Origin of the sequence: Roseomonas sp. KE0001 (assembly GCF_016107285.1) — a bacterium.
In the GTDB taxonomy this organism is placed as follows: domain Bacteria; phylum Pseudomonadota; class Alphaproteobacteria; order Acetobacterales; family Acetobacteraceae; genus Pseudoroseomonas.
Genome location: NZ_RCVQ01000006.1, coordinates 165625 through 186737 on the forward strand (window position 1 = coordinate 165625; position 21113 = coordinate 186737).

Here is a 21113-nt window from a genome sequence, read left to right on the forward strand (position 1 = left end):
AGGCAGACCCGAGGGGAGAAGCGAGGATGGCGACCGCCTTCATCTGTACCGCCTGCGGCACGCAGTATCCGCCCGGCGAGGCGCCGCCCCTGACCTGCCCGGTCTGCCAGGACGAGCGGCAGTTCATCCCCGAGACCGGCCAGGGCTGGACCGACCCCGAGACGCTGGCGCGGCACCACCGGCCGGTGCTGAAGCTGGAGCACGGGCTGCTCGGCCTCGGCTGCACGCCGGACTTCGCCATCGGCCAGCGGGCGCTGCTGCTGCGCGCGGCGGGCGGCAACATCCTCTGGGATTGCGTGGCCTTCCTGGACGAGACGCTGGTGGCGCTGATCCGCGCCTTCGGCGGCCTCTCGGCCATCGCCATCTCCCATCCGCATTACTACACCACCATGCTGGAATGGAGCCGCGCCTTCGGCGGCATCCCGATCCACCTGCACGCCGCCGACCGTGAATGGGTGATGCGCCCGGGCCCGGAGATCCTGTTCTGGGAGGGCGAGACGCGGCGCATCGCCCCCGGCATCACGCTGATCCGCGCCGGCGGGCATTTTCCCGGCGGCACGGTGCTGCACGCCGCCGAGGCCAATGAGGGGCGTGGCGCCCTGCTGGCCGGCGACATCCTGCAGGTGGTGGCCGACCGGCGGCATCTCGGCTTCATGCGCAGCTACCCGAACCTTGTCCCGCTCGGGGAGGCGGCGGTGCGCGGCATCGGCACGGCGCTGGAGCCCTGGTCCTTCGAATCGGTGCATGGCGCCTTCTGGGGCCGTGTCATCCCCACCGGTGGCAAGCAGGCGGTGAGGGCCTCGATCGGCCGGCACATCGCCGCCCTTCAGCGCCCCTGGCCCTGATCCCTCGGCCCTGATCCCTTGGCCCTGATCCGCACGCAGGCGTGCATCGCGCCCGGCCGGGGCGGCTGGCAGGCTGGCGGCATGGAATACGTCCTCTACACCGACCGCCGCTCGGGCGGCGCGATCGTCGAGATCGCCCTGGCGGAGATGGGCCGGGAGGCCGAGCTCCGCCCCGTGCCGATCGAGCGGGACGGGCAGCTCGATGCCGCCTACCGGCGGATCAACCCGATGGGCCGGGTGCCCAGCCTGATCCTGCCCGATGGCACCGTCGTCACCGAGTCGCTGGCCATCCTGCTGGCGCTGGAGGCGCGGCACCCCGAGGCAGGGCTGCTGCCGGCGGCCACCGACCCCGCCCGCGCCACGGCGCTGCGCTGGATGACGCTGGCCGCCGCCGAGATCTATCCCTGCGTCACCCGCGCCGATTATCCGGAGCGCTTCAGCGACGATCCGGCGCATGCGCCGGCGATCCGCGCGCGCGCCGTGAGCATGGCGCAGGAGCTGTGGCGGCTGATCGCGCGCGAGGCACGGCCGGACCCCTTCATCCTGGGGAAGCGCTTCTCCCTGGCCGACATCCCGCTCTCCGTGATGTCGCGCTGGATGGGGGCCGAGGCCTGGATGCCGCGCGAGGCGCCGGCGATCCAGGCCCTGGCCCGCGCCGTGGCGCTGCGGCCCCGGGCGGGGGCGGCCTGGGCCCGGCACTTCGACGTGCCGGCGGCGCCCGGACAGGGCGGCCCTAGGCCTTGACCAGCGGGCAGCCGCCCTGGTCCATCGGGCGGAAGGCCTCCTCCGCCGCCACGGTGCCGACCAGCTTGTAGTAGTCCCAGGGCCCCTTGCTCTCCTCCGGCCGCTTCACCTGGAAGAGATAGGCCGGGTGGATCTTGCGGCCATCGGCGCGCAGCGTGCCGGGACCGAAGCAGTCGTCATCGGTCGGCATCGCCTTCATCCGCGCGATGGCGGCGCGGCCCGAGGCCCTGGTCTGCGCCACGCCGAGATCCGAGGCCGCCTTCAGGTAGTGCAGCACGGCGGAATAGGTGCCGGCATGCTCCTGGTTGGGCCAGTTGGTCGGCACCTTGTCCTTCACCCGGTTCAGGAAGGCGCGGGTGCGGTCGTTCAGGTCCCAGTAGAAGGCCTCGTTCAGCAGCAGGCCCTGGGCGGCGGGCAGGCCCATGGCGTGGATGTCGCAGAGGAAGGCGATCAGGGCGAGCATCTTCTGCCGCCGCGTCAGGCCGAATTCCTGCGCCTGCTTGACGCAGTTCACGGTGTCCGCCCCCGCCGTCGCCAGCGCCACGACCTTGGCGCGGGAGGACTGCGCCTGCACCAGGTAGGAGGAGAAGTCGGTGGTGCCGGGGAAGGGGAAGCGCACGCTGCCCGCCACCTTGCCACCGGCCGATTGCAGCGCCGCCGCCGTGTCGCGCTCGAGCTGATGGCCGAAGCTGTAATCGGCGGTCAGGAAGAAGAAGCTGTCGTCGCCGGCGCGGGCGGCCGCCTTGCCGACCACGTTGGCGCACATCCAGGTGTCGTAGGTCCAGTGCACCAGGTTGGTGGTGCATTGCGGGCCGGTCAGCACCGCGCTGGCCGGCCCGGAGGCCAGCACGACCTTGTCCTTCTCCTGCGCCAGGTTGGCGACGGCCAGCGCGACGGCGCTGTTGTTCACCTCCGTCACCGCGTCGACGCCGTCCTGGTCGAACCAGCGACGGGCGATGCCGAGGCCGACATCGGCCTTGTTCTGATGATCGGCCTGCAGGATCTCGACGGTGATGCCGCGCGCCTCCAGGCCGAGATCGGCCACCGCCTGCCGGGCGCAGGCGACGGAGGTGGGGCCGGAGGTGTCGCGATAGGGGCCGGAGAAATCCGCCAGCACGCCGATCTTCAGGATCCGCCCCGCGCCCTGCGCACGCGAGCGCCCCGGCAGGGCCGCCAACGCGGGCAGCGCGGCGCCCGCGACCATCAGGTCACGGCGGCTGAACTTCCTCATCCGTTCTCTCCAAGAATGCCATGCCGGCCCGTCTCGCCGGGGCCGCTTCGCCGCATGATGCAAAGGTCTCGCCTGGCGACGCAAGCCCGCACCGGATGGGGCGGATATCGATCCGGCCTAGGCCGCGCCGCCCCGCCCGGCTAGTGCTGCGGCCTGGCTCCGCTCCCGCTGCGGGACAAGAAGGGCCGGAAGGGTGGAGCCTCGCCATGACCGCAATCCCGCGCCCGGGCCTGCTGCCCGCCGGCGCGCCCGGCGGCATCGCCATGATGCTGCTCGGCGTGCTGCTCTTCGCGGTGAACGACACGCTCGGCAAATGGCTGGTCGGCGGCTACGCGGTGGGCCAGCTTCTGCTGGTGCGCAGCATCTCCGGCCTGTGCTGCATGGCGCCGCAGATCCATCGCATCGGCCTGTTCGGCCTGCTCTCGGCGCCGCGGCCGGGTCTGCAACTGCTCCGCGTCCTGTTCTCGACCCTGGAGACGTCGCTCTTCTTCTGGGCCATCGGCAGCCTGCCGCTCGCCGAGGTGATCACCTACTACATGGCCGGCCCGATCTACGTCACCGCCCTCTCGCCCTTCCTGCTGGGCGAGAGGGTGGGATGGCGGCGCTGGACGGCGGTGGCGGTGGGCTTCGGCGGCGTGGTGCTGGCGCTGCATCCCTCGCCCGGCTCGCTCTCCCTCGGCGCCGTCTGCGCGCTGGCCGGAAGCTTCAGCTATGCCTGCTTCCTGGTCATGACCCGCAAGCTCGCCGGCACGCCGGGCACGGTGCTGATCACGGCGCAGCTCCTCGCCGCCCTCGCCTTCGGCGCCGCGCTGACGCTGGCGCAGGGCTGGACCACGCCGGGCCCGCTCGACCTGGCGCTGATGCTGTTCCTCGGCCTCGGCTCGCTCTGCGGCAATCTCTGCGTCAACCAGGCGCTGCGGCTGGCGCCGGCCTCGGTGGTGGTCCCCTACCAGTACACGCTGATCCTCTGGGGCATGCTCTTCGGCTACCTGTTCTTCGACGAGGTGATCGGCCCGCTGACCCTGGCCGGTGCCGCCGTCATCGTCGGCGCCGGGCTGTTCATCTTCCTGCGCGAGCAGCAGTTGCGACACCAGGAGAAGGCGTAAGGGCCTACTTCGACGAGCGCGCGATCACCGAGAGCGCCGCGGCGCTGATCGAGATCTGGCCCAGGGTCTGCGTCAGGTCGCGGATGAAGCCCCAGGTCTCGTAGGGCGAGGGATCCTGCGGAACGACGACCAGGCTGCCCGGCGGGATCGGCGGCCCGCCGCCCTGCCAGGAGCCGATCCCCGACGGCACGCTCTGGCCGTTCGGCAGCACGACGAAGGCGCGCCCGCCATCGGCGAAGCGCTGCGCCCCGCCGGAGGCGCGGACATAATCGGCCGCCTTCCAGCCGGTGGAGAACTGCAGGCTGCCCGGGTTCAGCACCGCGCCCACCACCGTCACCTCGTTCGGCCGCTTCGGGATGGCGATCAGGTCCCCCGGCTCCAGCAGGACGTCGAGATCGGGCCGCGCGGCGAGGATGACGGGATTGGCCTCGACCACCATGCGCCCGGCCGCCCGCGCCTCGCGCAGCGAGCCCGCCAGCTCCCGCCCGGCGGTGATGGCGCCGCCGAGGTCGAGCCCGCCCGCCTTGCTGCCGGCCACCGCCTGCCCCGCCGCCACCTGGATCAGGCTCTGCTCCAGCTCCCGCGCGGTGCGGGCGAAGCCGTCCTGCTGCCGCTGCCGGACGCTCTCGCGGGTGAAGACGGCGCCGTAGGGATAGGCCTGGGGCGAGAGGCCGCCGGCGCGGGCGATGAGCTCGGAGAAGCGCTCGCCCCGGCGGATGTCGTAGGTGCCGGGCCGCATGAACTCGCCGACCAGCGTCACCGGCCCGCTGTCGCGGTCGCCGAAGCCGCGCGGCAGGCGGATGGCGTCGCGCGGGGAGAGGCGGATGGCGGCGAAATTGCCACTGCGCAGATCGAGCAGCAGGCGGTTGAGCGGGATCGCCCCGGCCTGTTCCAGCGGCTCGCGCGAGAGCTCGACCGCCGAGAGGTCCGCCGTGTCGGTGGCGCCGCCGGCGGCGGCCAGCACCTGGTCGAGGCCGGTATCGTCCAGGATGGGATAGAGGCCGGGCAGCCGCGCCTCGCCCGAGATCAGCACCGACTGGTCGAGCAGGAAGGGCAGCAGCGCCGGATAGTCGAGAAAGAGCTGCGGGCAGGGCGGCGCGCCGAGGTCGGGGAAGCCGGCGCCGCGCGCATGGGCGAAGCGCGCCGGCGAGGAGCGCGCCGCGACGGAGAGGGTCTGCAGCGCCGGGCAGGCGGTGTCGGGCGGCGCGCCCTGGCCGGCGGCGCCGGGGAGGGTGCCAGGGAGGCTGCCAGGCAGGGCCACCGGCAGCGCCGGGGCCGGGGCCTCGCCGCGCAGGGCGCGCTGCACCGGCGGGCTGGCCAGCCAGAGCACGTCGGCCTGGGAGAGCAGGATGACCTCGTCGCTCTCCTCCAGCTTGAGGTCGGCCTGGCGCCGCAGCACGCGGCCGAGATCGAAGCCGAGGAAGCGCCGCACCCGCGTCGCCGCGTCCACCCGCCAGACCACGCCGAGCCGCACATAGGGATCGGGCTTCACCAGGCGCGGATCGGCGAGCAGGCGGGAGAGGGCGGCGCCGGTGGCGGCGCGGGTCAGCGGCGTGGCGACATGGCCGGCGAGGCGGATCTGCCCGGCGGCGACATCGGCCCCCGGCTGCACCACCAGCGTGTCGCCGCGCCGCAGCCGGGTGGCGGCGCCGGCCTCGGCGTAGCTGCGTCGGCCGGCGCTGTCGGTGCCCTGCAGCAGGAAGCGGTTGCCGGCGGGCCGCAGCGGCTGGCCGGCGAGGCGCAACAGGGCCTCGAGCGGCGCGCTGGCGGCGCCGGCCGGCAGCTCGTAGATGCCCGGCCGCGTCACCTCGCCCCCCACGGCGACCGTGGCGCCGAGCGGCGGCACCACCACGCGCTCGCCCTCGCGCAGCGCCAGGTCCGGCATGCCCGGCTCGGTGCCGATGACGGCGTAGAGGTCGATGACGCGGCTGCCGCGCGGCCCGTCGACCCGGATGGCGCGCAGCGAGCCGGTGCGCTTCACGCCCCCCGCCTGCGCCAGCGCATCGAGCACCGAGGTCATGGCGGGCAGGGATTGCAGGCCCGGCCGCACCACCTCGCCGGCGACGAGGACGCCGATCTGCCGCACCTGCCCGACCGAGACATAGGCCTCCGACCCGCCCAGCTCGCGCGCCACCCGCGCCTCGATGTCGGCGCGCAGCTCGCGGAGCGTGCGCCCGGCGGCGGCGAAGGGCGGCAGGTCGGGCAGCAGCAGCGTGCCGTCGCGCGTGACGCGCAGCGCCTGGCTCTGCCGGGTGCGACCGCGGATGCTGATCAGCACCTCGTCGTCGCGGCCGAGGACATAGTCGTCCGGCAGGCCGCCGACCGCGGCCGGCGACGGCGGGGCGGCCGCGATCTCGCGGAAGGTGTCGTAGCCGAACTGCCGCAGCGGCGCCTCCAGCCGCGCGGCGTAGAAGGCCTCGGTGTGCGACAGCGGCTCGGCGGCCGGCGGCGGCGAGAAGACGGCGTGCGGGACGGGGGAGGCGACAGCGGACGCGGCGGGGGACGCCGGGGGCGGGGCGGCGGGCGGCGGGGCGCGCCCCCCGCCCGAGGCCTCTAGGATGCGCTGCAGGATGTCCTGCTGCATCGCCGGCGGCAGGCTCGGCAGCGGCATGCCGCCGGGCAGCACGCTGGGCAGGCTGGGGGGCGAGAGCAGCGGACTCGGGACCTGCCCGCCCGGCGGCCCGTTCGGGGGCGCCGCGAACCCGGGCGCCTGCGCCCCCGCCCCGCCCGCCTGCAGCATCAGGATCCCGGCGAGAATCAGGCGGCCGCCCCGCCGGAGGACGGTGGCGGAGGAAGGCGGGTGCGCGGCGGGGGAAAGGAAAGGCGGCAAGTCCTGGAGCACCGTGGCGGTAGCGGTGGAGGTTAAAAGCTCGCTCGCAAAATCGTGACCAATGGTTTATCAGCATGACGATGGCGATCCAAGCGCGCAATTCGCCCAGATTAAGCAACCTTGCGTTGTTCGATGCCGCCCTCCGGCTCGGCCCGCATGCGCTCGCCCATTACGCCCTGTACCGCCTGGGCCGGCTGCACGGCGGCCCGGCCCGCGCCCTGGCCGATCGGCCGGCCGTGACCGGCGCCTTCCTGCCGGAGACCTGCCTGCGCCCAGCACCGGAGCTGGCTGAAGGACCGATGCCGGGCTGGCCCGCCCGCCTGCGCGCCGCCCTCGCGGCCCTGCCCTCCGCCGGCCCGCACGGCCCCTTCGACGGCGCCACGCCGGCACTGGCACTGGACCTGTTTGGCGCGGGCGATATCCGCCCCGTCTGGGAGGCCAACCGGCTGGCCTGGGCGCCACTGCTGGTGCAGGCGGCGCGGCTCTGGCCGGAGGAGGGGCATCTGGCGCGGCTGGAGCAGCGCCTGGCCGCCTGGCAGGCGGCCAACCCGGCCTATCGCGGCCCCAACTGGGCCTGCGGCCAGGAGGCGGCGCTGCGCGCGCTGCACCTCGCCCTGGCCCTGCTGCTGGCCGGGGCGGAGGCCGATCCTTCCCCGGCGGCGCGCGGGCTGCTCGCGCTGCACGCCCACCGCATCCGGGCGACCGCGGCCTATGCCCGCGCGCAGGACAACAACCACAGCATCAGCGAACCCGCGGGCCTGCTGGCCTGCGGCTGGCTGCTGGGCGAGGCCGAGCTGGCGCGGCGGGGCGAGGCCGCCCTGGCCCGCGCGGTGGCGCGGCTGGTGGCGCCGGATGGCGGCTTCGCGCAGCATTCCACCGGCTATCACCGCCTGTTGCTGGACACGCTCTCCGTGCTGGAGGTGCTGCGCCTCCGGCTGGGCCGGCCGCCGCTGCCCGCGCCGGTGCCGGCCCGCGCCGCCGCCGCCGCCCACTGGCTGGCGCGGCTGGTCGCGGCGGGGGGCGCGCTGCCGGCGCTCGGCCATCAGGACGGCTCCGCCTTCGCCGATCTGGCGCTGGGCGGCGCCGCCGATGCGCGCGGGAGCGTCGAGCGGGCGATGCGCCTCTTCGCCGGAGCCTCGGCCGGCTTCGCCGCCGAGCCGGGCTGCCGCTGGCTCGACCTGCCGGAAGGCGCGCCCATGCCGCCGGTCCCGCGCTGGACCGCCAGCGGCAGCATGGGCTGGGCCGAGGCCGGGGCGCGCGGCCTGCTGCGCACCGGGCCGCTGCACTTCCGCCCCGGACAGTCGGACCTGCTGCATTTCGAGCTGTGGCACGGCGACCGCCCGCTGCTCACCGATGCGGGAACCGGCGCCTACAACCCGCCCCCCGGCCAGGAATGGTGGCTCGACCACTTCCCCTCCGCCCGCGCCCATAACAGCATCCTGTTCGACGGGCAGGAGCCGATGCCGCGCGCCGGCCGCTTCCTCTACGCCCATTGGCCCTGGCTGCGGCCGCTGCCGGACGGCGCCCTGTCACGCGACCGGCGCGGCCGGCGCCATGCCCGGCGTGTCGCCGTCATGGGGCGGGAATGGCGCATCATCGACGAGGTGGGGGGACGGTTCCGCAGCCTGACGCTGCGCTGGCGGCTGGGGCCCGGCGCGTGGCGGCTGATGCCCGAGGGCGTGACCGGCCCCGCGCTGCTGCGCGTCACCGCCGATGCCCCGCTCCACTTCGTGGAGGAGGAGGGCTGGGAAAGCCCGGCCTATGGGGTGGTGCGCCCCTGCCGGGTCCTGGCGGTGCATGCCGCGGCGCCGGTCTCGCGCATCGTCACGCGGGTGACGTTGTGAGCCATCGCACGGGCAGGGTTGTGGGCCATCGCACGGGCAGGGTTATGAGCCGCGATGCCGCTTGACCAGCTCCTGCGTGGCATCGGCCGGCTGTGGCGCTGGCTCGCCCTGGCCATGCTGCTGACCATCGCGGCGGGCGTCGCGACGATCCTGGCCTGGCCCCGCGCCTACGTGGCCGAGGCGGTGGTGGCGCCGGCGGAGACCACCGGCATCGCCACCTCCAGCCTGATCTCGGCCAATGCGCTGGCGCCCGGCAGCCTGCTCGACACCCGGCCGGGCGGCAATTTCGCCGTCTACCTCGCCGCGCTGCGCAGTCCCGAGGCCGCCGCCATGCTGGCGCGCGACACTGGCCTGCTGGCCGATCTGGCGGCGGCGCGGGAGGGCGGCGCGCTCGCCCCGCTGCGCCAGGCGCTCGGCCTCGACCGGCCGCCGGACGCGGATGACGCGTTGCGCTGGCTGGAGCGGGGCCTGTCCGTCACCCAGTCGCTCGCCTCCGTCACCTGGACGCTGGAACTCGCCCACCCCCGGCGCGAGGCGGCGCTGGAGGCGCTGGCGCGGCTGCACGACTTCGCCGAGGCGCGGGTGCGCGAGGACCTGCTCGCCCTGGCCCGCCGCCGGGTCGCGGCGCTGGAGTCGCGGCTGGCGGAGGAGCGCGACATCTATCTCCGCACGCCGCTCTTCGAGCTCCTGGCGCAGCACCAGCGCGCTGCCCTGGTGCTGGCGGCGGATCGCTCGGTGGCGGCGCGGCTGGTCTCCGGCCCGCTGGTCGAGCTGCGCCCCTCGCAGCCGAACCGGCCGCTGCTGCTGCTGCTGCTGCTGCTGACCGCCCCAATGGCCTGGCTCTTCCTCGGCGCCTGCCTGGTGCTGCTGCGCGGCGGCCCGGCGGAGCGCCGGATGGGGCCCCGGAGGGAGGCACGGCGCGGCTGGCGACCGGACCCGGCGGAGTGACGCCGCCCCGCATCGACAGCGCCGCGCTCGGCAGCCTCGCCGGGGCGGCGGCGGCGGCGCTGCATTTCGCCGGGGCGCTGAAGGGCACGCCGCTGGCGGCCGCCCTGCCGCTCGACCTGACGCTGCTCGCCGCCGCGCTGCTGCTGCCGGCGCTCGCCCTGCTGCTGCTGACGCGGCGCTGGCGGCTGCATCCCCTGCTCGGGCCGCCGCTGGCGGCGGTCGGGATGCTCTGGCTCTGGCTGGTGCTGGCCGGGCTGTGGAGCGCCAGCGGCGCCGTCCTGGCGGCGAAGCTGCCGGACATCGTGCTGGTCGGGCCGGTGATGCTGCTGGCCGGCCTGGCGGTGGGGGCGGACGCGCCGGCGCGCCGCCTCTTCACCGGGGCGACGCTGATGATCGGCCCCCTGGTGGCCGCCTCGGTCGCCTTCGGACTGGCCACCGGGCAGGTGGTGCTGGGCGGCGTGGCCGGCGCCAATCCCGACCTGCTGCGGGTGCAGTACCAGCTGGCCGGCCAGGCCATCGCCTGCGCCGCCGGCCTCGGCGCGGTGCGGCTGGTCGAGTCGCCGGGCTGGGGCGGGTGGCTGTTCTGGGCCGGCTTCACCCTGGCGCTGGCCGGGGCGGCGCTGCTGCCGGGGGGGCGCATGGCGCTGCTCTCGCTCGGCCTCTCCGTGCTGCTGACCCCCGCGCTGCGCTGCTGGTCCGCCGGCCGCGCCCGCGCCGCCCTGGCCTGGACCGCGGCCGCCGGGCTGGCCGGCGCGCTCGGCCTCGCCGTCCTGCTGCTGGACGGCGCGGCGATGGAAGGGCTGCGCACGCTGGAGCGCTTCACCGAGGGCGGCATGGAGGCCTCGGCCCGCCCCGCCCTGTGGCGCGCGGCGCTGGACTGGGGCGGGGCGACGCTGCCGCTCGGCCTCGGCACCGGCGGCTTCACCATCGCCGCCGGGCATGGCGAGCGGCGGGGCCTCTACCCGCACAACCATGCGCTGGAGGCGCTGGCCGAGGGAGGCCTGCCGGGGCTGCTGCTCTGGCTGCTCTGCTTCGGCGGCGCCGGGCTGCTGCTGCTGGTGCGCAGCCGCCACGCCGCGCCGCAGCGTGTCGCCCGCGTCACCGCGCTGGTGCTGCCGGTGGCGATGGCGGCGATGGTCTCGACCGATCTCGGCAACCGGATGGTCTGGTTCGCCCTCGGCCTCACGCTTTCCCTCGGGATGGTGGCACGACGTGTATGAAGCCTGGATCAAGCGCCCGGTCGACCTGCTGGCGGCGGCGCTGCTGCTGCTGCTGCTCTCGCCCTTCCTGCTCGGCACCGCGCTGGCGGTGCGGCTGGCGCTCGGCCGGCCGGTGCTGTTCCGGCAGGAGCGGGCCGGGCGCGGCGGCCGGCCCTTCACCCTGCTGAAGTTCCGCAGCATGCGCGAGGGCCCGGGCGAGGACGCCGAACGCCTGACCTCCTTCGGCCGCCGGCTGCGCGCCACGGCGCTGGACGAGCTGCCGCAACTGGTCAACGTGCTGCGCGGCGAAATGAGCCTGGTCGGGCCGCGCCCGCTGCCGCCGACCTATACGCCGCTCTATTCCGCGCGGCAGCGCCTGCGCCTGGGAGTGCGGCCGGGCCTGGCCGGAGCGGCGCAGGCGGCCGGGCGCAACGCCGTGCCCTGGCCGGAGCGGCTGGAGCGCGATGCGCGCTATGCCGCCCGGGTGACCGCCCTGGGCGATCTGCGCGCCCTGCTCGGCACGCTGGGCGTGCTGCTGCGTGGCCGCGGCGTGACCGCGCCGGGCCATGCCAGCATGCCGCGGTTCGAAACGGTGGCCGAGGCGGAAGCGAAACAAAGGTTACAAACCTCAGGTTGATTATCCATTGCTGAATCTCACAGGATTTGATTGGTTAGGGTTGCGTTCACAAAAGGGTGAGCCTGCCCCCCATGGCCTCCGCCAAAGCCGCCAATGACAGCACGGATGCCGCACCGGCGGGCCCCCCGGGCGTGCTCTTCTTCCCGCGCCGCACGGCCATGCTGGCGGCCCCGCGGGAGCGGCTGCTGCTGTCGCCGCCCAGTCTGGTGGGCGGCGAGCTGGCGGTGCTCAGCCGCACCCTGACGGATGGCTGGATCGCGCCCGCCGGCCCGGTGCCCGAGGCCTTCGAGCAGGCGGTGGCCGAGGCGGCGGGCTTCGCCCATGCCGCGGCCCTCGCCTCCGGCACCGCGGCGCTGCACCTCGGCTACCGCGTGCTCGGCGTCGAGCGCGGCGACGAGGTCTGGACCCAGAGCCTCACCTTCGTCGCTACCATCGCCCCGGCGGTGCAGATGGGCGCCCGGCCGCGCTTCCTCGATGTCTCGCCGGACAGCTGGACGATGGACCCCGAGGTGCTGGAGGAGCAGCTGATCCAGGCGGCGCGGCGCGGCCGGCTGCCGCGCGCCGTGGTGCCGGTCGATCTCTACGGCCAGCCCTGCGACCTCGATGCCATCCTGGCGATCTGCGGCCGCTGGGGCGTGCCGGTGCTCTGCGACAGCGCCGAGGCGCTGGGCGCGCGCTACCGCGACCGGCCGGTGGGCAAGGGCGCGGCGCTCGCCGCCTTCTCCTTCAACGGCAACAAGATCATCACCGCCGGCGGCGGCGGCGCCCTGGTCTCGGACCAGCCGGCGCTGATCGCCCGCGCCCGCCACCTCGCCGCCCAGGCCAAGGAGGCGACGCCGCACTACCAGCACGAGACCACCGGCTATTCCTACGGCATGTCCTCGGTGCTGGCCTCGGTCGGGCTGGCGCAGATCGGCGCGCTGGAGGCGCGGGTGGCGGAGCGCCGCCAGGTCTTCGCCCGCTACGCCGGGGCGCTGGCGGACCTGCCGGGCGTCGGCTTCATGCCGGAGCCGGACTGGGCGCGCTCCAGCCGATGGCTCTCGGTCATGCTGATCGATCCGCTGCGCTCCGGCACCTCGCGCGAGGCGGTGCGGCGGGCGCTGGAGGCGGCGAACATCGAGAGCCGCCCGGTCTGGAAGCCGCTGCACATGCAGCCCGCCTTCCGCGGCGCGCGCTGCCACGGCGCCGGCGTCTCCGGCCGCCTCTTTGAGCGCGGCCTCTGCCTGCCGAGCGGCGCCATGACCGCCGCCGAGCAGGACCGTGTCATCGCCGTCATCCGCGGCTGCTTCCGGACCTGAGCCGATGCGAATTCTCTACCTGCACCAGCACTATTCCTCGCCGGCCGGCGCCACGGCCACGCGCAGCCACGCCATGGCCCGGGCGCTGCAGGCGCGCGGCCACGCGGTGACGATCGCCTGCGGCCGCTATGCCGGCGCCGAGACCGGCCTCGAGGGCGCCTTCCGCCATGGCCGGCGGGAGGGCGAGGTGAAGGGGCTGCGGCTGGTCGAGTACGACATTCCCTGCGGCAACGCGCAGGGGCTCGGCGCCCGCGGCGGCGCCTTCCTGCGCTATGCCGCCGAGGCCGGCCGGCTCGCTTTGGCCGGGCGGTGGGACCTGGTGATCGCCAGCTCGACACCGCTCACCGTGACCCTGCCGGCGCTGCTGGCGCGGCGGCTGCGCGGCACGCCCTTCGTCTACGAGATGCGCGACCCCTGGCCGGAGCTGCCCCGCGCCCTCGGCGGCGTGCCCGGCTGGGTCCTGGCCGGTATGGAGCACCTGGCGAATGCCGCCTGCCGGCAGGCGGCCGCCGTGGTGGCGCTGAGCGAGGGCATGGCGGAGACGGCGCGCGCCCGCGGCACGCCGCCGGATCGACTGCACGTGGTGCCGAACGGCTGCGACCTCGACCTGTTCGGCCCGCATGTCCCCGCCTGGCGGCCGGACGAGGCGGCGCCCTGGGAGATGCTGGCGGTCTACGCCGGGGCGCATGGCCGCGCCAACGGGCTGGAGCAGCTGCTGGAGGCGGCGGCGATCCTGCGCGCCCGGGGGGAGCTGCGCATCCGCCTGCTGCTGGTCGGGGACGGATCGGAGAAGGCGCGGCTGCAGGAGGAGGTGATGAACCGGGGGCTGTACAATGTCAGCTTCCTGCCGCCGCTGCCCAAGCGGCAGCTGGCCAGCCTGCTTGCCGGCTGCCAGGTCGGGTTGCACTGCCTGGCGCCGGTGCCGGAATTCGCCGAGCTGACCGCGCCGAACAAGCTGATGGACTATCTGGCCGCCGGCCTGCCCGTCGTCTCCAACCTGCCCGGCCGTGCCGCGCGCCTGCTGGCCGACGGGCCCTGCGGCATCGCCATGCCGCCGGGCGAGGCCGGCGGCCTGGCCGATGCCCTGCTCTGGATGGTGACCAATCCCGGGCTGCGCGGGCAGATGGGGCGGGCGGCGCGCTCCCAGGCGGTCTGGCGATGGGACCGGCGCCTGCTGGCGGCGCGCTTCGTCGAGGCGGTAGAGGGCGCGGTGCGGGCGGAGCCGGCCGGCGCGCTGGTGCCGGCATGAACGGGCCCGCTGCCACCTCCCTGGCCGGGATGGCCGAGATCCACCTGGTCGCCGCCGCGCGGCCCAACCTGCCGAAGCTGGCGGCGCTCTGGCACGCCCTGGCTGCCCGCCCGGCCTTCTGCCGCCCGGTCCTGCTGCACACCGGCCAGCACCGGGACGCGGCGATGTTCGGCGCGCATCTGGCCGATCTCGGGCTGCCCGAGCCGGAGATCGACCTGGGTGTCGCGGCCGGGGGCGGCCATGCCGGAACCACCGGCCGCACCCTGATGGCCTGCGCCGCCCTCTGGGAATCGCGCCGGCCGGCCCTGGTGGTGGTGGCCGGCGATGTCGACGGCACGCTGGCCGCCGCGCTGGCCGCCCGCAAGCTGGGCATCCCCGTCGCGCATCTCGAGGCCGGGCTGCGCTGCGGCGACCGCGACATGCCGGAGGAGATCAACCGCCGCGCCGTCGATGCCGTCAGTGACCTGCTCTGGGCGCCCGATCACGCCACGGCGGAGCGCCTGCTCGCCGAGGGCCACGCGCCGGGCGCGGTGCGGGCGGTCGGCAACGCGATGATCGACACGCTGCTCGCCCGCCTGCCCGCCGCCCGCGCGCGGCCCCTGCCGGGCGGACTGGCGCCGGGATTCTACGGCGTCGTCACCCTGCACCGCCCGGCCAATGTGGACGATCCGGCGGCGCTGGCGGCGCTGCTGGCGGCGCTGGGCGCGGCGGCGGCGCGCCTGCCGCTGGCCTGGCCGGTGCATCCGCGCACGCGCGGGCGGATGCGGGCCTTCGGCCTCGCCTGGCCGCCGGGCGTGCTGGACCTGCCGCCGCTCGGCTATCTCGACTTCCTCGGCCTGCTGGCCCGCGCCCGGCTCGCCGCCACCGACAGCGGCGGGGTGCAGGAGGAGGCGGCGGGGCTCGACCTGCCCTGCCTGACCCTGCGCCCCTCCACCGAGCGGCCGGTGACGCTGGAGCGCGGCGGCAACCGCCTGGTGACGCCGCGGGACCTGCCGGAGGCGGTGGCGGCGGTGCTCGCCGGCGCCTGGCCGCGCGCCCGGCCGATCCCGCTCTGGGATGGCCGGGCGGGCGGGCGCATGGCCGCGCATCTCGCCGAGGTCCTGCCCACCCCGCTGGGGAGGGCCGCCTGATGCCCGATGGAGCCGCCCCGGCGGCACGGCCCGCGGCCTCCGCCGCCGTGACGATGATGCCCCCCGGCCTGCCGCCACCCCTGGTCTGCATGCTCTCGGCGGCGCATCCGCCGGCCGATGTGCGCGTCGTCGGCAAGGAGGGCGCCACCCTGGTCTCGGCCGGCTGGCGGGTGCGCCATATCTGCCCGGCCGCCGCCGGCGCGGTCGGTGGCGAGGCACGGCATGGCGTCGCCATCGCGCCCTATCGCCGCGCCGCCGGCTGGCTCGGGCGGCTGCGCAACATCCCGGCCCTGGCCCGCCGCGCCGCCGACAGCGGCGCCGCCGTGCTGCATGCCAGCGAGCCCGATGCCTGGCTGGCGGCGATCCTGGCGGCGCGGCGCAACGGCGCGCGCGTGGTGCTGGACGTGCATGAGCACTATCCTTCCCGGCTCGACCACCGCCTGCCGCGCCTGCTCCGCCCGCTGCTGGCGCCCCTGGCGCGCGCCGCCATCCGGGGCGCCTGCCGCGCCATGGCGCGCCGGGCCGACGCGGTGGTCGTGGCCAAGGACGGGCTCGACGGCGACTTCGCCGCGCCGGAGCGGATCGTGCCGGTGCGCAACTACGCCCGCGCCAGCCAGGTGACGCCGCGCCGGCATCGCGCCGGGCCGCTCACCCTGGTGCATCTCGGCGCGCTGGGCCGCGCCCGGGGCGCCATGGAGATGCTGGACTGCCTGGCCTTCTGCCCGGCCTCCACGCGGCTGACCCTGGTCGGGCGCTTCACCGACGGCTCCGAATCCGCCTTCGCCGGCCGCGCCGAGCGGCTCGAGCTCGCCGCCCGCGTCACCCGCCGGGGCTGGCTGCCGCATGGCGAGGCGCTGGCCGAGGCGGCGCGCTGCGACATCGGCCTTGTGCTGTTCCAGCCGGGCGTGGAGAACCACCGCCTGGCCCTGCCGCACAAGCTGTTCGACTGCATGCTGGCCGGCCTGCCGGTGATCGCCCCGGCCTTCGCCACCGAGGTGGCCCAGGTGGTGCGCGAGGCGGAATGCGGCCTGCTGGTGGACACCGCCGACCCCGAGGCCATCGCCGCCGCCGTGCGCCGGCTGGCCGATCCCGGGCTGCGCGCCGGCATGGGGGCGCGTGGCCGCGAGGCGGCGCTCGGCCGCTTCGGCTGGGCCGGCGAGGCGGAACGGCTGGTCCGCCTGTACCACCGCCTGGCGCCGCTGCCGCGCTGATGGCGCGCGCCACCCCCTGGTCCGCCGGCGCGCCCCTCGCGCCGCGTCCCGCGGCGCGGCTCGCGGGGGCCGTTTCGCGGCGCCGCGGCGTCCCGGCGGGCCGGTGGGGGGGCCGCGGCAAAGCTTCACCCCGGCGCGCCGCACGCCTATACGCCCGCTCCATGGCCCTCACCCGAATTCTGCTGAATCTCGGCCTGGACTCGCTTCTGGCGGCCCTGGCGCTCCCGCTCGCCGTCTGGGCGGCCTCGCCCGGCGACTGGCCGCCCGGCGGCTGGTGGCTCGGCGCCATTCCCGGCACGGTCGCGGCCCTGGTCCTGGCCGGGCTGCCGGTGCGCCTGCCGCAGCAGTACTGGCGCTTCGCGGCGCTGAAGGATCTGGTGGCCGTGGTCGGCGCCGGGATCGGCGCGGCGCTGCTCTTCAGCCTCGGCCTGCGGCTGGCGGGGGCCTGGATGCCGGGCAACGTGGCCTTTCCGCTGATCCATGCGGGCGCGCTCTCCGCCGTCCTGCTGGCGCCGCGCATCCTGGCGCCGCTGAAACAGGCGCACCGCGTCGGCCCGCCGTCCGAGGCGCCGGCCCTGCCGGTCCTGCTGGTCGGCACCGGGGATGCCGCGGACCTGTTCATCCGCGCCCTGCTGCAGCAGCGCACGCCGCGCTACCGCGTCATCGGCATCCTGGCGCGCAGCCCGCGCGGGGCGGGGCGGCGCATCCATGGCCACCCCATCCTCGGCGGCTTCGAGGAGGCGGGCGAGGTGCTGGACCGCCTGCGCGCCGAGCAGCGCCTGCCGGGCGCCATCGTGCTCGCCGATCCGGACCTGCAGGGCCATGCGCTGGAGGAGATGCTGGATGCCGCCGACCGCCACGGCGTTCCGGTCAACCGCGCGCCGCGCCTGACCAGCCTCGGCCCGGCACGGCGCGAGGGGGCGGGGGCGCGGCGCTTCGAGCTGCGCCCGGTGGCGATCGAGGAGCTGCTCGACCGGCCGCAGGTGCCGCTCGACCGCGAGGGCATGGCGCGGCTGGTGCAGGGGCGGCGGGTGCTGGTCACCGGCGCCGGCGGCACCATCGGCGGCGAGCTGGCGCGGCAGGTGGCGGCGCTCGGCCCGGCCCAGCTCACCCTGCTCGACCATGGCGAGTTCGCCCTCTACAGCATCGACCTGGAGCTGGCGGAGACGCATCCGGCGGTGCCGCGCCGCGCCGTGCTGGCCGATGTGCGCGATGCCGGGCGCATCGCCCGGCTGATGCGCGACGTGCGGCCGGAGCTGGTGTTCCATGCCGCGGCGCTGAAGCACGTGCCGATGGTCGAGAACGACCCCCTGGAGGGGCTGCTGACCAACGCCCTCGGCACCCGCGTCATCGCCGACGCGGCGCGCGCGGAGGGCTGCCGCGCCATGGTCTTCATCTCGACCGACAAGGCGGTGAACCCGACCAGCGTCATGGGGGCCTCCAAGCGCCTGGCCGAGATGTACTGCCAGGCGGTGGACAAGGACGCGCGGCATCGCGGCGGCGGCGAGGCGGGCGACATGCGCTGCATCACCGTGCGCTTCGGCAATGTGCTGGGCTCGACCGGCTCGGTGGTGCCGCTGTTCCGGCGCCAGCTCGAGCGCGGCGGTCCGCTCACCGTGACGCATCCCGACATGCGCCGCTACTTCATGACGGTGCGCGAGGCGGTCGGGCTGGTGCTGCAGGCGAGCGTCGTCGGCATGGCCGATGCGGAGGGGTTCCGCGCCGCCGGCGACGGGCGCGGCCTGCCGCCCGAACTGTCCGATGGCGGCATCTTCGTGCTCGACATGGGCAAGCCGGTGAAGATCGTGGACATGGCGCGGCGCATGATCCGCCTCGCCGGGCTGCGGCCGGACGAGGACATCGAGATCCGCTTCACCGGCCTGCGCCCGGGGGAGAAGCTCTACGAGGAGCTGTTCCACGGCCAGGAGCCGCCGCGCCCGACGCAGTATCCTGGCCTGCTGATGGCGACGCCGCGCACCACCGACGCGGCCGAGGTCGGCGCCGCGATCGACGCCATGGCCGCCGCGGCGCGGGCCGGCCAGGGCGGCGCGGCGCTGGCCGAGCTGGCCCGGCGGGTCCCCGAATTCGACCACAATGCCGGCGCCCCCCCTGGTCCGCCCGCCGGCGCCACCCCCACCACCCCCGACGCGCGCGCCTGAGCATGGGCCGGGCCGCGCCATCCGTTCCGCGAGAGGACGCACGATGGAAGGTCCGGCCTATCCGGTCTCGTGGTGGGGCCGCGCCCGCGCGCTGGACCCCGCCGCGCCGCTCGCCCCGGCGCTGAGCGAGCGCATCGCGGCGCGGACGGCGCGCATCGGTGTGGTCGGCCTCGGCTATGCCGGGCTGCCGCTGGCGCTGCGCTTCGCCGAATCGGGCTTTCCCGTCACCGGCTTCGATATCGACGCGGCCAAGCTCGCGGCGCTGCGCGCGGGGCGCAGCCCGGTGCATGGCATCCCCGACGGCCGGGTCGCCGCCGCCGGCATCCGGCCCGCCGCCGGCGCCGAGGAGGCGCGCGACTGCGACGCCCTGCTGATCTGCGTGCCGACGCCGATCGGGCCGCACAAGGAGCCCGACCTCGGCGCCGTGCGCGCCGCCGTCGCGGCGATCGCGCCCTTCCTGCGACCCGGCCAGGCGATCGGGCTGGAGAGCACCACCTATCCCGGCACCACGGAGGAGGTGGTGCTGCCGGCGCTGGCGGAGGCCGGGCTGCGGCCGGGGCTCGACGCCTTCGTGCTCTACAGCCCGGAGCGCGAGGACCCCGGCAACCCCGAGGGCACGGTCGGCCGGGTGCCGAAGCTGATCGCCGGCGCGACACCCGCCTGCCTCGCCATCGGCCAGGCGCTCTACGGACCGGCGGCCGCCGGGCGGCTGGTGGCGGTCTCGTCGCTGCGCGCGGCCGAGCTGGTGAAGCTCTACGAGAACGTGTTCCGCGCCGTGAACATCGGGCTGGTGAACGAGCTGAAGCGGATCAGCCACGCCCTCGGCCTCGACGTGCACGAGGTGATCGACGCCGCCGCCACCAAGCCCTTCGGCTTCATGCCCTTCCGCCCCGGCCCCGGCCTCGGCGGGCACTGCATCCCGGTCGATCCCTACTACCTCGCCTGGAAGGCGCGGGAGCTGGGCGTGCCGAGCGACTTCGTCGAACTGGCCGGGCGGGTGAACGACGCCATGCCGGGCTATGTCGTCGGCCGGCTGCGCGACGCGCTGGACGCGCGCGGCAAGGCGTTGCGCGACGCCCGTATCCTGCTGCTCGGCCTGGCCTACAAGCCGGGCGTCCCCGACATGCGCGAGAGCCCGGCGTGCGAGCTGCTGCACCTGCTGGCCCGGCGCGGCGCCCGCGTCGCCTATCATGACCCGCTGGTGCCGGCCTGGCCCGAGGCCGGGCTGGAGAGCGCGCCGCTGACGCCCGGGCTGCTGGCGGCGCAGGATGCCGTGCTGGTGGTGACGCCGCAGCCGGGGATGGATTTCGCCGCCGTGCGCGCCCACGCGGCGCTGGTGGTGGACACGCGCGGCGTCTACCGCGATGCGGCGGTGGAGACCGATGCGTTGCCGGGTGAAACGCGCGGTGATTTCCCATCCGGTGGCGAACGGGCCTATCACGCCGTCATCCAGGCCTGACCGGGCGCCGCCCGGCGGGCCTGCACCGCTGCACGGAGCCTTTCCGCCGATGACCGAGACGCGCCCCATCACCCTCTTCGACATGAAGGCGCAGCAGGCGCTGATCCGCGACGGGATCGACCGCCGCATCGCGGCCATCCTGGACAGCGGCGCCTTCATCAACGGCCCGGATGTGCGCGAGCTGGAGGAGAAGCTGGCGGCCTTCGCCGGCACCGCCCACGCCGTCGGCGTCTCCTCCGGCACGGATGCGCTGCAGATCGCCATGATGGCCGAGGGTATCGGACAGGGCGATGCCGTCTTCCTGCCCGCCTTCACCTATACCGCGACCGCCGAGGTGCCCCTGGTGCTCGGCGCCACGCCGGTCTTCGTCGATGTCGAGGAAGGCAGCTTCAACATCGACATCGCCGACCTGAAGCGGCGCATCGCGCTGGTGAAGGCGGAGGGGCGGCTGCGGCCGCGCGCCGTGGTCGGCGTCGATCTCTTCGGCCGCCCGGCGGACTGGGTGGCGATCCAGGAGATCTGCCGCGAGGAAGGGCTGTTCGCCCTCGACGACGCGGCCCAGGCCTTCGGCGCAGCGCTGGACGGGAAGCGCCTGGGCCGCTGGGGCGACGCGGCGGCGCTCAGCTTCTATCCGACCAAGACGCTCGGCTGCTACGGCGATGGCGGCGCCATCCTGACCGACAGCGCCGAGCGCGCCGAGCTCTACCGCTCGCTCCGCACCCATGGCGAGGGCCGGACGCGCTACGAGGTGGAGCGCACCGGCATGAACGGCCGGCTGGACACGCTCCAGGCCGCCATCCTGCTCTGCAAGCTGCCGCTGCTGGAAGACGAGCTGGCCGCCCGCGCGCGGATCGCGGCGCAGTACGGCGCCCGGCTGGCCGGCCATGTCGCGGTGCCGGGCGAGCAGGCGGGCGCCACCAGCGCCTGGGGACTCTACTCGATCCTGCTGCCGGACGCGGCGGCGCGGGCGCGGGTGCAGAAGGCGATGCAGGACCGCGGCGTGCCGTCGGCCATCTACTACCCGAAGCCGCTGCACCGGCAGCCCGCCTATGCCCGCGCCCATGCCGAGGGGCTGCGCCAGGCGCCGCCCCTGCCGGTGAGCGAGGCGCTGTGCGAGCGCATCCTCTCCCTGCCGATGCATCCCTATCTGGACGAGGGGCAGGTGGAGCGCGTGGCCGCGGCGGTGATCGCGGGGCTCTGACGCCGCGCGGGGCGGGGCCGCC

Annotated in this window: 16 protein-coding genes; 14 read left to right on the forward strand and 2 right to left on the reverse strand. The window is 75.5% G+C overall.

What is annotated here, in order from left to right; translation table 11 throughout:
• Nucleotides 1-26: 26 nt before the first annotated feature.
• Together D9598_RS13675 and D9598_RS13680 are read left to right on the forward strand one after the other, a co-directional pair.
• Complete coding sequence (locus tag D9598_RS13675) at nucleotides 27-845, forward strand: MBL fold metallo-hydrolase (protein ID WP_232477211.1); 819 nt, start codon at nucleotides 27-29, stop codon at nucleotides 843-845.
• Nucleotides 846-926: 81 nt separating this feature from the next.
• Nucleotides 927-1589, forward strand: a complete 663-nt coding sequence (locus tag D9598_RS13680) for a glutathione S-transferase family protein (RefSeq protein ID WP_198367084.1) — start codon at nucleotides 927-929, stop codon at nucleotides 1587-1589.
• Here D9598_RS13680 and D9598_RS13685 read toward each other — a convergent pair.
• Nucleotides 1579-2820, reverse strand: a complete 1242-nt coding sequence (locus tag D9598_RS13685; RefSeq protein WP_198367085.1) for an ABC transporter substrate-binding protein — start codon at nucleotides 2818-2820, stop codon at nucleotides 1579-1581. The genes D9598_RS13680 and D9598_RS13685 overlap by 11 nt on opposite strands.
• Before the next feature lie 206 nt (nucleotides 2821-3026).
• Here D9598_RS13685 and D9598_RS13690 point away from each other — a divergent pair, with 206 nt between their 5' ends.
• A complete protein-coding gene (locus D9598_RS13690) occupies nucleotides 3027-3926 on the forward strand; it encodes a DMT family transporter (RefSeq protein ID WP_198367086.1) in 900 nt (299 codons plus the stop codon).
• 4 nt (nucleotides 3927-3930) lie between these two features.
• Here the strand turns inward: D9598_RS13690 and D9598_RS13695 are convergent, their stop codons facing one another.
• The gene (locus D9598_RS13695) at nucleotides 3931-6666 is read right to left on the reverse strand and encodes an SLBB domain-containing protein (protein WP_198367087.1); all 2736 of its coding nucleotides are present in this window, start codon (nucleotides 6664-6666) and stop codon (nucleotides 3931-3933) included.
• A 215-nt stretch (nucleotides 6667-6881) separates the two neighbouring features.
• On the opposite strand from D9598_RS13695, the gene D9598_RS13700 reads away from it, so the two are divergent.
• From D9598_RS13700 to D9598_RS13745, 11 genes are all read left to right on the forward strand, one after another.
• A complete protein-coding gene (locus D9598_RS13700; protein WP_232477212.1) occupies nucleotides 6882-8600 on the forward strand; it encodes a heparinase II/III family protein in 1719 nt (572 codons plus the stop codon).
• Nucleotides 8601-8654: 54 nt separating this feature from the next.
• Nucleotides 8655-9548: a hypothetical protein gene (locus tag D9598_RS13705; RefSeq protein ID WP_198367089.1), complete on the forward strand. Its 894-nt coding sequence runs from the start codon at nucleotides 8655-8657 to the stop codon at nucleotides 9546-9548.
• Nucleotides 9545-10768: an O-antigen ligase family protein gene (locus D9598_RS21145; protein ID WP_370592024.1), complete on the forward strand. Its 1224-nt coding sequence runs from the start codon at nucleotides 9545-9547 to the stop codon at nucleotides 10766-10768. Before D9598_RS13705 ends, D9598_RS21145 begins: the two co-directional genes overlap by 4 nt.
• Entirely contained in the window at nucleotides 10761-11384 is a 624-nt protein-coding gene (locus D9598_RS21150) for a sugar transferase (RefSeq protein ID WP_370592026.1), read from the forward strand. The genes D9598_RS21145 and D9598_RS21150 overlap by 8 nt, the downstream gene beginning before the upstream one ends.
• Before the next feature lie 71 nt (nucleotides 11385-11455).
• Nucleotides 11456-12682 (forward strand): DegT/DnrJ/EryC1/StrS family aminotransferase, encoded by a 1227-nt coding sequence (locus D9598_RS13715; protein ID WP_232477213.1) that lies wholly within the window; start codon nucleotides 11456-11458, stop codon nucleotides 12680-12682.
• A 4-nt stretch (nucleotides 12683-12686) separates the two neighbouring features.
• Nucleotides 12687-13931: a glycosyltransferase family 4 protein gene (locus D9598_RS13720; protein ID WP_198367091.1), complete on the forward strand. Its 1245-nt coding sequence runs from the start codon at nucleotides 12687-12689 to the stop codon at nucleotides 13929-13931.
• Entirely contained in the window at nucleotides 13928-15061 is a 1134-nt protein-coding gene (gene wecB, locus D9598_RS13725) for a non-hydrolyzing UDP-N-acetylglucosamine 2-epimerase (RefSeq protein ID WP_232477236.1), read from the forward strand. Before D9598_RS13720 ends, wecB begins: the two co-directional genes overlap by 4 nt.
• Nucleotides 15061-16272: a glycosyltransferase gene (locus D9598_RS13730; protein ID WP_198367092.1), complete on the forward strand. Its 1212-nt coding sequence runs from the start codon at nucleotides 15061-15063 to the stop codon at nucleotides 16270-16272. Before wecB ends, D9598_RS13730 begins: the two co-directional genes overlap by 1 nt.
• Nucleotides 16273-16433: 161 nt before the next feature.
• Nucleotides 16434-18431: a nucleoside-diphosphate sugar epimerase/dehydratase gene (locus D9598_RS13735; RefSeq protein ID WP_198367093.1), complete on the forward strand. Its 1998-nt coding sequence runs from the start codon at nucleotides 16434-16436 to the stop codon at nucleotides 18429-18431.
• 43 nt (nucleotides 18432-18474) lie between these two features.
• On the forward strand, nucleotides 18475-19890 hold the full coding sequence (locus tag D9598_RS13740; RefSeq protein ID WP_198367094.1) for a nucleotide sugar dehydrogenase: 1416 nt from the start codon (nucleotides 18475-18477) through the stop codon (nucleotides 19888-19890).
• 49 nt (nucleotides 19891-19939) lie between these two features.
• Nucleotides 19940-21091, forward strand: a complete 1152-nt coding sequence (locus tag D9598_RS13745; RefSeq protein WP_198367095.1) for a DegT/DnrJ/EryC1/StrS aminotransferase family protein — start codon at nucleotides 19940-19942, stop codon at nucleotides 21089-21091.
• Nucleotides 21092-21113 lie beyond the last annotated feature (22 nt).

What these genes read in the sequence shown, in the direction of transcription:
- D9598_RS13675 (WP_232477211.1), top strand. Translation starts at nt 27, where the DNA reads ATGGCGACCGCCTTCATCTGTACCGCCTGCGGCACGCAGTATCCGCCC.
- D9598_RS13680 (WP_198367084.1), top strand. Translation starts at nt 927, where the DNA reads ATGGAATACGTCCTCTACACCGACCGCCGCTCGGGCGGCGCGATCGTC.
- D9598_RS13685 (WP_198367085.1), bottom strand. Translation starts at nt 2,820, where the DNA reads ATGAGGAAGTTCAGCCGCCGTGACCTGATGGTCGCGGGCGCCGCGCTG.
- D9598_RS13690 (WP_198367086.1), top strand. Translation starts at nt 3,027, where the DNA reads ATGACCGCAATCCCGCGCCCGGGCCTGCTGCCCGCCGGCGCGCCCGGC.
- D9598_RS13695 (WP_198367087.1), bottom strand. Translation starts at nt 6,666, where the DNA reads ATGCTGCAGGCGGGCGGGGCGGGGGCGCAGGCGCCCGGGTTCGCGGCG.
- D9598_RS13705 (WP_198367089.1), top strand. Translation starts at nt 8,655, where the DNA reads ATGCCGCTTGACCAGCTCCTGCGTGGCATCGGCCGGCTGTGGCGCTGG.
- D9598_RS13715 (WP_232477213.1), top strand. Translation starts at nt 11,456, where the DNA reads ATGGCCTCCGCCAAAGCCGCCAATGACAGCACGGATGCCGCACCGGCG.
- D9598_RS13720 (WP_198367091.1), top strand. Translation starts at nt 12,687, where the DNA reads ATGCGAATTCTCTACCTGCACCAGCACTATTCCTCGCCGGCCGGCGCC.
- wecB (WP_232477236.1), top strand. Translation starts at nt 13,928, where the DNA reads ATGAACGGGCCCGCTGCCACCTCCCTGGCCGGGATGGCCGAGATCCAC.
- D9598_RS13730 (WP_198367092.1), top strand. Translation starts at nt 15,061, where the DNA reads ATGCCCGATGGAGCCGCCCCGGCGGCACGGCCCGCGGCCTCCGCCGCC.
- D9598_RS13735 (WP_198367093.1), top strand. Translation starts at nt 16,434, where the DNA reads ATGGCCCTCACCCGAATTCTGCTGAATCTCGGCCTGGACTCGCTTCTG.
- D9598_RS13740 (WP_198367094.1), top strand. Translation starts at nt 18,475, where the DNA reads ATGGAAGGTCCGGCCTATCCGGTCTCGTGGTGGGGCCGCGCCCGCGCG.
- D9598_RS13745 (WP_198367095.1), top strand. Translation starts at nt 19,940, where the DNA reads ATGACCGAGACGCGCCCCATCACCCTCTTCGACATGAAGGCGCAGCAG.